11 protein-coding genes are annotated in these 11,610 nt (G+C 29.4%); 1 reads left to right on the top strand and 10 read right to left on the bottom strand.

The features are described 5' to 3' along the window. Window positions 1-3 precede the first annotated feature (3 nt). Window positions 4-1,287, top strand: a complete 1,284-nt coding sequence (locus tag H7355_RS11615) for a DUF4910 domain-containing protein (RefSeq protein WP_186647668.1) — start codon at window positions 4-6, stop codon at window positions 1,285-1,287. Between the two features lie 9 nt (window positions 1,288-1,296). On the opposite strand, the gene neuC is transcribed toward H7355_RS11615, so the two are convergent. From neuC to H7355_RS11665, 10 genes are all read right to left on the bottom strand, one after another. Beyond that, the gene (neuC, locus tag H7355_RS11620) at window positions 1,297-2,502 is read right to left on the bottom strand and encodes a UDP-N-acetylglucosamine 2-epimerase (protein ID WP_186647670.1); all 1,206 of its coding nucleotides are present in this window, start codon (window positions 2,500-2,502) and stop codon (window positions 1,297-1,299) included. Continuing rightward, the gene (locus H7355_RS11625; protein ID WP_186647672.1) at window positions 2,492-3,343 is read right to left on the bottom strand and encodes an NAD-dependent epimerase/dehydratase family protein; all 852 of its coding nucleotides are present in this window, start codon (window positions 3,341-3,343) and stop codon (window positions 2,492-2,494) included. Before H7355_RS11625 ends, neuC begins: the two co-directional genes overlap by 11 nt. Continuing rightward, window positions 3,340-4,371 carry an N-acetylneuraminate synthase family protein gene (locus H7355_RS11630; protein WP_222435708.1) on the bottom strand — a complete coding sequence of 344 codons (1,032 nt, stop codon included), beginning with the start codon at window positions 4,369-4,371 and terminating at the stop codon, window positions 3,340-3,342. Before H7355_RS11630 ends, H7355_RS11625 begins: the two co-directional genes overlap by 4 nt. Window positions 4,372-4,392: 21 nt before the next feature. Beyond that, window positions 4,393-5,619: an N-acetyl sugar amidotransferase gene (locus H7355_RS11635; protein WP_186647684.1), complete on the bottom strand. Its 1,227-nt coding sequence runs from the start codon at window positions 5,617-5,619 to the stop codon at window positions 4,393-4,395. A gap of 15 nt (window positions 5,620-5,634) precedes the next feature. Further along, a complete protein-coding gene (gene hisH, locus H7355_RS11640; protein WP_222435709.1) occupies window positions 5,635-6,288 on the bottom strand; it encodes an imidazole glycerol phosphate synthase subunit HisH in 654 nt (217 codons plus the stop codon). Between the two features lie 10 nt (window positions 6,289-6,298). After that, complete coding sequence (hisF, locus tag H7355_RS11645; RefSeq protein WP_186647688.1) at window positions 6,299-7,150, bottom strand: imidazole glycerol phosphate synthase subunit HisF; 852 nt, start codon at window positions 7,148-7,150, stop codon at window positions 6,299-6,301. Then, entirely contained in the window at window positions 7,147-7,848 is a 702-nt protein-coding gene (locus H7355_RS11650) for an acylneuraminate cytidylyltransferase family protein (protein ID WP_186647690.1), read from the bottom strand. The genes hisF and H7355_RS11650 overlap by 4 nt, the downstream gene beginning before the upstream one ends. Window positions 7,849-7,900: 52 nt before the next feature. Beyond that, window positions 7,901-8,908, bottom strand: coding sequence for a GDP-mannose 4,6-dehydratase (locus tag H7355_RS11655; protein WP_186647692.1), 1,008 nt, complete (start codon window positions 8,906-8,908; stop codon window positions 7,901-7,903). 6 nt (window positions 8,909-8,914) lie between these two features. After that, window positions 8,915-10,018 (bottom strand): nucleotidyltransferase family protein, encoded by a 1,104-nt coding sequence (locus tag H7355_RS11660; protein WP_186647694.1) that lies wholly within the window; start codon window positions 10,016-10,018, stop codon window positions 8,915-8,917. 186 nt (window positions 10,019-10,204) lie between these two features. Further along, window positions 10,205-11,599, bottom strand: a complete 1,395-nt coding sequence (locus H7355_RS11665; RefSeq protein ID WP_186647696.1) for a hypothetical protein — start codon at window positions 11,597-11,599, stop codon at window positions 10,205-10,207. Window positions 11,600-11,610 lie beyond the last annotated feature (11 nt).

Below are 11,610 nucleotides of genomic sequence, written 5' to 3' on the forward strand. Positions count from 1 at the left end.
AAAATGATTGGAGATAAAATATACAATCTTGCAAAAGATCTTTGGAAGATTGATAGGAGTATAACTGGTGATGGGGTCAGGAAAACTTTATCAATAATAAAGAATAAGCATCTACCACAATTATCAATTTTCGAAGTGCCTTCAGGCCACAAAGTTCTTGATTGGACTGTTCCGAAAGAATGGCGGATAAAAGATGCTTATATTATAACTCCTTCTAAACAAAAAATCTGTGACTTTAAAATAAATAATCTTCATATTTTAGGATATAGCAAACCTATACATAAAAAAATGCAGCTTGATGAATTAAACCAAAATTTATATTCACTTGAAAATCAACCAGATGCTATACCATATGTTACTTCTTACTACACTGAACGATGGGGATTTTGTCTTTCACATAGAGAAAGACTTCAACTTCCCGAAGGAGAATATGAAGTCTTTATCGATTCTGAGCTTTTTGATGGTTCATTAACATATGGTGAATTGATAATTCCTGGAGAGCAAAAAGAAGAGGTATTTCTTTCAACGTATGTCTGCCATCCATCTATGGCAAATAATGAATTATCAGGACCATCAGTAACGACTTTTCTTGCTGAATGGTTGATGTCATTACATAAAAAAAAATATACTTACAGAATAATTTTTATACCTGAAACTATTGGGTCTATAACATACTTGAGTAAAAACTTAGATACATTAAAAGCAAATGTAATAGCAGGTTTTAATATTACTTGCGTTGGAGATAATAGAACATACTCTTATCTTCCTTCAAGGAACGGAAATACATTAAGTGATATTATTGCAAAACATGTACTGAAATGGATCTATCCCCATTATAAGTCTTATAAGTGGAAGGATAGAGGGAGCGATGAACGACAATATTGTGCGCCTGGAATAGACTTACCAATAGCATCTATTATGAGATCAAAATATGGTGAGTATCCTGAGTACCATACGTCTCTAGATAATCTTAATAATGTTGTTACACCTGAAGGTTTAGCAGGAAGCTATAATACTTTAAAAAACGCTATAGAAGCCATAGAAAATAATTATAAACCAAAGGTATCGATACTTGGAGAACCACAGTTAGGTAAAAGAGGTTTGTATCCAACTTTATCTATCAAAAATAATTCCGATAGCATAAAAACTTTGATGAATTTAATTACATACTCTGATGGTACAAAAAGCCTAGTTGAAATTGCTGAAGAATGTGATGTCCCTATATGGGAATTATACCCCATAATTAATAAGTTATTAGACCATAATTTATTAATTATAAATAAATAATTTATAAATTTAAAAATTAACCAATGTCATTTTCTTATTTAAAATTTCATTATTCAACTTAATTTTCATCAGAACATCTAAAATTTTTTCAGAAGCATCGCCTTGGCCATATGGATTAATAATTTCTCTGCACTTATTTCTAAAATCTACGTCATATAAAGAGTATCTTATTTTAGAGTAAATTTCATTTTCATCATAACTTACATCTAGAACATTTTCAGCACGTAATCTACCATTTTGCCGAGTTCCAATATTTACTGTTGGACAATAAAATGCTGGAGTTTCTTTTATACCAGAAGAAGAGTTTCCACAGCAAACTATTTTTTTATTCATATCTAAGGCTAATGATAAAAATCCATAATAATTTTTTTGACCTAAAGAGGGGTATATATAAATATTTTTATTATTTCTATTATTAATAAAATAATTAATTTGTTCAATTATTATTTTACATCCTACATCATTATTTGGATAGGTTATTACTATTTGTACGCCTTCATTTGCAAGTCTCCAAAGAGCTCTAAGCGATTGTTCAATATTTTTTTTTGTATCATCATATTCTATTGAGACTGGATGCTGCGTAAATAACACTAATGGTTTAGAAACATCAATTTTATATTGATCAATTAAGCTTTGTTCTGAAGTAATATAAGAATCTTTTATCAAATCTATCCCAGTAAAACCAACATTATGAACTCTCCAAATCTCCTCGCCCATACTGACTACTCTATTTGCAGCTTCTTGATTCGTTGTAAAATGCAAATGAGCTAACTTAGTAATCGCATGTCTCACTGAATCATCAAAAGCTCCCCCTTCAGTTATATCACCACCTTCAATATGAGCAGTTGGTATACACATTTGTGTGCTTGCGATTGCAGCTGCAAATCCTTCAAACCTATCTGCATATACAACAAAAATATCTGGACGAATATTTTCCAAAGTCTGTGTCATAGATAAAATAGCAGAGCCAATTGCTTTAGGAGTTGATGATAAGCTATCCATATTCATGTCAATTTTAACTTCACTTGAAACATTAAAACCATCATTACGAATCATTTCTAATGTTTTTCCAAAATTTTTATCAAGATGGGCTCCAGAAACGATTAAATGAAAATCAATACCTTCATGGTCTCGTAAAAGCTTTAAAAGAGGAAATAATAAACCATATTCAGCTCTATTCCCCGTAAATACTGCAATTCTCCTTTTACTTTTCACTCATATCTCCAATCAATTTATGAATACCATCTAAAATATTTGTTTTTGGGATCCAATTAAAGCACTCTGTAGTTTTACTGATATCTATTTTAATAGAAGAATAGCATGGTGGGAATCTATATTTAATTTGTAGATGTTCTTTATTCGTAGCTGTAAGAATTAATTTACATAAACTTTCCACAGAAATTGATTTACCACTCGCTACATTGAAGACTCCAGTAGCCTCCTTAATTGCTACATGATAAAGAGCACTTAAAAGATCGTCAATCCATAGATAATCCCGCTCAGAGCTACTATCATTTAAAATAATTTCACTATTATGTATTTGCGATAAAATATTACTAAAAATATTTCGATTTGACATTCCAGATCCAAAAATATTCGACAACCTGAGAATGACTCCATTATTTCTTTTTACAATATTTTCAACCAAGACTTTTGCCCGTGAATAAACATCGTTTGGTTCTGATAAAATAGAATCTGGATTTAAATATAAAGAGCTTTGATCATTATATACAGAGGTAGAAGAAGTGTAAATAAATCTTATAGGTTTTTTACTCAGAAAATACAAAACTTGCTCTTCTACTCTTTTGATATATGAAAAACCTTGTTTATTAACTTCAGCCTTATCAGCTGTTTCTGCAAAATGAAAAACAATTGAATTCTGTGGAATCTTTGCTTCCAAATAACTCATAACATTTTGGTAGGAAATACCTGGATATTTATCCTCTATATTACTTCTATGTATAGCAGTTATATTAAAATTTTTATTTAAAATACTTTTTATAAATGCCTTTGCAATAAAACCAGAAGAACCGAGAATAACGATATCTTTTTTCATTGAGAAACATCTTTCAGTTTTAAATGAATATCGTTCGGAATATCGTTCAAAGCTTTTTTTCCAATTATATTTTCAAAATCAGATGCAGGAATTTCGCCTAAACCAGGTCTTTTAACCCAGATATTTTCAATACTAAATACATCATCTTTACGAATTGGTGCAATTGTCGCCACCGATGCATATGCAAAATCAATGACAGGCTTTTCTTCTTCCAAAATACTTTTTCTTCCACCACGAGCTTCCCAAATTGCTCTTGATCCATTAACTAATTCTTTAAGCTCAAAGGGTGTGATCGAAATTGAAATATCTGGGCCTTCCCAATCTTTTGAGAGAGTAAAATGTTTCTCCAAAATGCATGCACCTATTGCAACAGCACCTAATGCACAATAAATATTCAAAGAGTGATCAGATAAACCAATTTCAATATTTGGAAAATTAGCTTTTAGATCATCAATTGCCCCGAGACGAACATGTTTATATGGCGTTGGATACATACTTGTGCAGTGTAGTAATATTAAAGGTACGCTATATTTAGATATAATATTCACTGATCTTCTAATTGATTCTATATCATTCATACCAGTAGAAAGTATGATTGGCTTACCTTTTGCGGCTATATATTCTATTAAAGGTAAATTATTACATTCTCCAGAACCAATTTTATATGCTGGAACATCCATTTTCTCAAGCCGATCAGATGCTTCTCTAGAAAATGGTGTTGATAAGTACATAATACCTTTTTGATCACAGTATTTTTTTATTTTCAATTCTTCAATTTCTGTTAATTCACATCTTTTTATTATATTCCAAAGAGGTTCTTTTGAAATTTCTCCAGGTAAAATATCTGTCTTAATCATTTCTTTTTCAGTAATATGGCATTGAAATTTGATTACTTCTGCTCCGCTTTCAAATGCACTATCAACCATAGCAATCGCTTTATTAAGATCTCCATCATGATTTATTCCAACTTCAGCAATAACAAGTGGTGGAAAATCTTTTCCAATACTTCTATTTCCAATTTTAAACATAATCACCCTCATTTTAAATGCCTAATCATCTACTCCGTCATTATTAACAGTATGTCTTAATCGCCATTCATGTCCTACTTTTTTCCAGATATGATCTGATCTAGCTTTATCACACAACTCCAAAAAATCATCTCCATTAATTTCAAGATACTCCATAATCTCATTAAAATAGCGATCGGGAAATTCACCATCAAATCGTTTGACAAGATTACATGCCTCTTCTCTATTAATATGATCATTTCTTATTTCTTGAGAGGCATCATATGTTGCCCGGCCGATCCCAAATTTTATAAATGTAGTATAATAATGCAGATCATCAATTTTATCATCAATACTACTATACTTGCTATATGTACCTTGCGTCCGAAACGGGCGAGGCTTAAATCCAGTGTTTTCAACTGCATAATAATATACTTCTTGTGGGGCCCACCTTAAATAATAACCTAAATAATGGACGTCAACAAAAGACTTTTCTAAATCGCTTATTGAAGCTGGCAAATATGGCATTAAATCAGCAAGCTCAATATTATGTTTTGATTGCAATTCTTTTACAGATACTCCACCTAAGTAAAGATCATCTAAATTATTCATTGTAAAATATGATTTATCTCTTAAAGAAGTAGAGTTATCTGCGATTGGATTGCCATATTCAGCTTCATTCTCACCATAAAAAACTAAGGGAATATTAAATTTTGCTGCGATTTTTGGGGCCAAATTTTTTTGACCAAGAATAAATGTCTGAAATGGATGCAATAAATTAATAATAGATAAACGTGTTAATAATTTCATCACTCTTCCATTTTGCTTGAAACAAATATTATCGAATCCTCCTATTTCAATCCAGTTTTTATAATTCTGATAACCATATTCTGTATATAATATAGGAGGCCATGTTAACGTAAGAGGATGCATGCCATACTTATACTTTAAGATATGTGCTGCATACGCACTATCTTTGCCTCCACTTCCAGGAACCAAACAATCATATGAACCATCTTTTTTTCGAAATTTATCACATAAAATTTCAAGTTCTTTTTCACGATCAGACCAATTTATATTATTTTTTTGTTCCGAAAAGCGGCAAGCGTCACAAACTCCACTCTCATCAATCTGCAGAGTTACTTTTTTACTTTGTATTGTATGTTTAAATTCTTGAGTAGATGAAGGTCTTTGATTTGACATAACGCATTTTTTACAAAAAATAATTTTTGGAGGAAGACCATACTTTACTTCTAAATTTTCAATCATATCTTTTCCTTTAAATTATAAAATATCCAGCCAATCTTTATAGATTTGAATTCCTTTTTTTGAACTTTTTTCAGGATGAAACTGAACAGCAAAAATATTGTCTTTAAGTATAGACGAACAATAATCTATTCCTGCATAATTTGTATGAGTCAATTTAATTGATATCAAGTCAGGAACGACATAATAAGAGTGAATAAAATACATATAATCACTTATAAAAGATATATTTTTTAAAGGTGTCATTTCTAATAACTGATGTCCTTCAATATAATTAATTTTATTCCAGCCTATTTGAGGAACTTTGTAATTAATTAAATTATCTGAACTAAAGTTACTAAATCTTTTTACACTTCCAGAAATAATATTTAGTCCATTTGTCTCACCAAATTCTTCACTTTTTGAAAACAATAGTTGCATTCCTAAACATATGCCTAATAAATGTTTTCCTGTTTTAATGAATTCAAAAATTGCATCTCCAATTCCAGTTGTATTTAATGTCAACATAGCATCTTTAAAGGATCCAACTCCTGGCAAAACAGCAGCATCCGATTGTATTATAACTTCAGGATCACTTGTAATTAAAACATCTTGTCCTAGATAATTGAAAACGTTATAAACACTGCTTAAATTCCCTAGACTATAATCAATTATAACAATTTTTTTACTCACTTTTTCTCCATTAAAAACAAGGACGACATATAATACTCTCATCCAATAATGCATTTTTTATTTCGAAAATATTTGAAGGCTTTATATATTTTGGAATTTCTTTATTCTTCAAAAATTGAAGATTTCCTTCACTTTTTTGAGTATATTCTTTAAATAGTTCATGCACTAAATCGTAGTGTATGATACTTGCGAGTGCTATTGCATTAACATGAGTTTTCTTAGCACATTCTACAATTTGCGATAATTGTCCAGCACCACCATGGGCAATGACAGGAATTCCAACTGCATTTACAAATTTTGAAATGAGTTCGCAATCAAAACCCGTTCCAGTTCCTTCTCTATCAATTGATGTGAGCAATATCTCTCCGGCACCTAATTTTTCTACTGTTTTAGCCCACTCAAAAGCATCAATTCCTGTATATTCCCTGCCATTGTTAGTATAAACTAAATAATTTTGATTAGCTTGTTTTATAACTTCAATAGCAATAGTAATTGTTGATGAACCAAATTTTAAAGCCGCTTTTTCAATAAATGTAGGATCATTTATTGCTGCAGTATTTATACAAACTTTATCGGCTCCTACTCTAAGAACTGCTTTAATATCTTCAAGGTTTCTTATTCCTCCTCCAACAGTTAATGGAATAAAAGATTTCTTTGAAGTCTTTTCAATGAGATCATGCAAACTATTTCGATTATATAAGCTTGCAACAACATCAATATACAAAATTTCATCAATACCTTGCTCATAATAATTCTGAGCAAATAAAATTGGATCACCTAAAACTCTTAAACCTTCTAACTGAATACCTTTAACTAAATTTGGACCTTTTATATCTAATTTTGCAATTATTCTAAGAGTCATTGAATGTTTCCCAAATATTTGTTACTTAATAAAAATTCTGCAAATTTCAAATCAAAATAATCATCTATATCTATAGAGTTTTCCTTTAGCATTATATATGGAATTGTATCATCATTGATTAGCTTTAAATTTTTTAAAAATTTTTTTACATCTATTACGTAAACTGCACCATTAATTTTATAATATACTTCCAAATCTTGTCGTCTTTTAATTTCGCCAATATTAATCACAGGTAATAAAGTATTGTTACTAGAAATCGAAAATGAATAATTTACAGCTTGGGTAGGAACAACTGAAACCGCAGATGAAACTGAGTTATCTATGCACATTTTTATACAATTATCAATATCTTTATAACTTCGAAATGGAGATGTAGGCTGAAGAATAACTAGATAATTATAATCCTCTGTAATATTTTTAATTGCATGCAATACTACATCGATGCTACTTGAAGTATCTTTAGCTAATTCTTTAGGTCTAACAAATGGTACTTCACATTTAAACATCTTCGAAACTTCTATTATTTCTTTATCATCCGAAGAAAGAACGATTCTATCTAGAAAAATTGATTTTTTAGCCTCTTCAATTGTCCATGCTATTAAAGGTTTCTCACCTAGATGCACAATATTCTTTTTTGGAATTCCTTTTGATCCACCTCGAGCTGTTATTAAACCTAGAATTTTATATCCACTGTACATCTTAATTAATACCCTTTAAAGTTTAATTTTTTTAATTCTCTATTTATGAGTCTCAAACATGATATACATTTGATGAGGATAAATAATAATTTTGATTTTTCATCCATTCAATTACTTTAGTTAATCCCTCTTCTAATTGAAACTTTGGCTTCCAATTTGTCGCTAATTTTAATTTTGACGGATCAGAGATTAGTCTTTCGACCTCACTCATTTGTGGCCTAAATCTTTCATTTTCAACAACAACATTTAATTTTATTTCAAATATTTTTTCAATTTTACTTACTAACTCACCAATAGATATTTCAGTTGATGTACCTGTATTAAATATTTTCCCTAAAACATCATCATTTGCAAGAGCAATCTCCAAAAATGCATTAACAGTATCTTTTACATAATTAAAATCTCGCGTTGGTTTTAGACTCCCCAATTTAATATCTGTACTTCCTGACAACACTTGTGAAATTATAGTAGGTATAATGGCACGCATACTTTGTCTTGGCCCATAAGTATTAAATGGTCTTAAAATGACGGCGGGCAATGACATCGACCGAAAATAAGATTCTACCGCCATATCTGCTGCTATTTTACTTGCAGAATATGGTGATTGACCTTGCAATGGATGGTTTTCATTTATCGGAATGAATTTTGCTGTACCATAAACTTCACTAGTAGAAGTATGAATTAAGCGACTCACGGCGGGTGAATCCAAACAAGCCTCAAGGATATTTAAAGTACCTGTAAGATTTGTTTCAAAATAACTATATGGAGCAACATATGAATATGGAATGGCTATAAGCGCTGCCAGATGAAAAACTGTATTTTGATCCCTTAAAACTTTTTTCATAAAAAACGGGTCACGAATATCACCCAAAATAGCTTTTAGATTTCTAGGTTTTTTTTTATGAATTAAATCACTTAGCCAACCATAATTTCCAAATGAATTATAATAACAAAGTGCTGTTACTTCGAAATTTCTTTCTACAAGCTCTTCTACGAGATGACTCCCAATAAAACCATCAGCTCCTGTAACAAAGACTCTGCCAAGTTCTCTATTAGACATTACTTATTATCCTTTAAAATAGAGATGATATTCACTATTCGCTTTTAAATATTCTTCAGGATGTCCAATATCAATCCAATATTCATGCAACAAGTATGGAATGACTTTTTTGCCATCTGAAATACACATTTTTATAAAATCTGTCATATCTAAATATTTATTACTATTTATAAGCCGTGTTATATCAGGGTTTAAAACATAAATACCAGCATTAACTAGAAAATTTAGAGTTGGTTTCTCTGATAAAGACATTATATTATTATAACCAATTTCAACAACTCCATAAGGGACTTTATATTGAAAAGGCCTCACAACACAGGTTATTTCAGCCCGATTTTTTTCATGTTCTTCTAAAATTTTATTATATTGAATATTTGATAATATGTCTGCGTTGCATACAATCAAAGGTTCAGTAATAAAATTATTAATTAAACCTATTGATCCAGCAGTACCTAACGCGATTTTTTCTCTAACAAAATGAAAATTTAAATCTGCAAATTTACTTGTGCTTAAAAATTCTTCTATTTGATTTGCTAAATAGTTCGTAGAAATATAAAAATTTTTAAATCCCTGCTTATAAGCTCGATTAACAAGAGTCTCAATTATTGGCTTTCCACCGACTACCGCTAAAGGTTTGGGTCTATCGTTTATAATTGATTTTAACCGTGTTCCCAGCCCTCCTGCCAAAATAAATATATAATTTGAAAAACACTTATTTAGTTGAATTTCGTCATTCACATTGTCTGAAAATCGGATATCATGCAAACCTAAAATATAAATATCAACAATTTTTCCGAAATCATCAACCAGTGGAATTTCCCTTTTGCCGACCCTATGAGCAAGATCGAATAACTGATTTGCTGAAGAGTTAAAACTTCCTATAACAGGATTAACATTCATCCATTTTTCAGAAAAATCATTTAGTGATGCCCCTCTCAAAAGAGCTCTTCGAATATCACTATCAGTTAGAATTCCCAATAGTTTTGAATCTGCAGCAGATGAAATACAGACAATAAGTAGTCCGGATTTTGTCAATGATGCAAGACAATCCATTAATGTTGACCTACTTGACAACACGGCTTCGTTAAAGTTTGGTGAAAATTTGTTCATTTTTCAATACCAATGGTAAACATCATATCTTATACACCTTGAATATAGAAAATATTCCTAAACATTATAACTAGACATTCATTAATGATATCGAATTAAAAGTTAGTTTTCAACTAGTTCTTCAAAATTATTTAAATTTATATAAAAATTGCTAAATTTTACCATATCAACAAATTAAGCAATAAATTATTTATCACATAATTCTCTTTCAATAATATTCAGAATTTTCTCCTTAGCATAAATGCTCTGCACAATATATTTATCGACTAAAATATCTGATAATTGAAGTTTACTTATAAATTGAATTAAATCATCCTTAACATAATTTTTTATTTTAAATTCGATATCTTCGCTATGAAAATGGGTATTTAAATCTGAGTTACCTGATAGATTTATAAATCCAATTTTTTTTCCCAACGCAAGAGATTCAACTGCTGCAGTAGAAAATGAAGTTAATACAATTTTCGCCGAGGATATTGCTTCATATACATTCATAGAATTACGATCTATATAACAAATATTTTCGGAAATTAAATTATACTTTTTTAAAGTATCCAGTTCATTATTATATTTTGGAAAATATGCAATCTTAAGATTCTTATATTCTGAAGCGATTAAATTAAAAGCTTTTATATTTTCTGTTTCATTTTTTTTATAGCTAAAATAATGACTCATATTTTCATCAAAAGAAGATGAGTCTATAAAGGATCCAACATATATAATATCAAATGAGAATTTACTTTCAAATTTATTTTTTAAAAATTCAGACAATCTTAATGAACCTAGTTCAATAATTTCATTAAACAAGCAACCTCCATAAATTCTTAAATTACAAGTCGATTTCGAGGTTAATGAAAAATAAATATCAGCATATGAATAATTCGCATCACTTTCGATAGTTCTAATTCCATTCTGAATGGTTAGCAATTTAGCGCCACTTACTTTTGACTTTATAAACGGAAACCCATTATCATTTCCAGATAAAATAACTTTTGGCTGAAATTTATATTTAATATACTTCCCAGAATATGTATTAAATACAAGTAACATATTTAATATATCAAAATTAATATGCAATTCTTTTTTAATTTTTTTAATATAAAAATTTGACTTTATAAACATGATAATTATTTTAAAAAAATCTCTACATAAAAACTTACTTAATGTCGTAATATTTAGTGATTTAAATTTATTCTTTCTAATTTCACTGTCAGAGAAATAATAAAAGCTTTTCAAGCTTCCTTCGTACCATTCATCAATTAGTACATCATAATTATTTTTTCGATCATAACTAACTAATGACAAGAAACTCCCATGAAACACTCTAAGAATAAAGTAAATAGTAAATGGAATCCTTACAAATTTCATTCCCTTAGATAATTTATATTCATGCTCAGTAATAAGAATTTTTTTTATAAATAAAAAAATAATTTTTTTTTCTACACCAAGATTTTTATATATAAAATTTGCATATGCACTTATTGTATTAATATTTTCTAAATCATTAAGTATATTAATATTTTTTCTAATTACATGTGAGTATTCCTCAGGAACAGTAAAATCACATAGTTTTAAATTCATAAATTCCTTAA

The sequence above is a fragment of the Fluviispira vulneris genome (genome assembly GCF_014281055.1).
Taxonomy (GTDB): Bacteria; Bdellovibrionota_B; Oligoflexia; order Silvanigrellales; family Silvanigrellaceae; genus Silvanigrella; species Silvanigrella vulneris.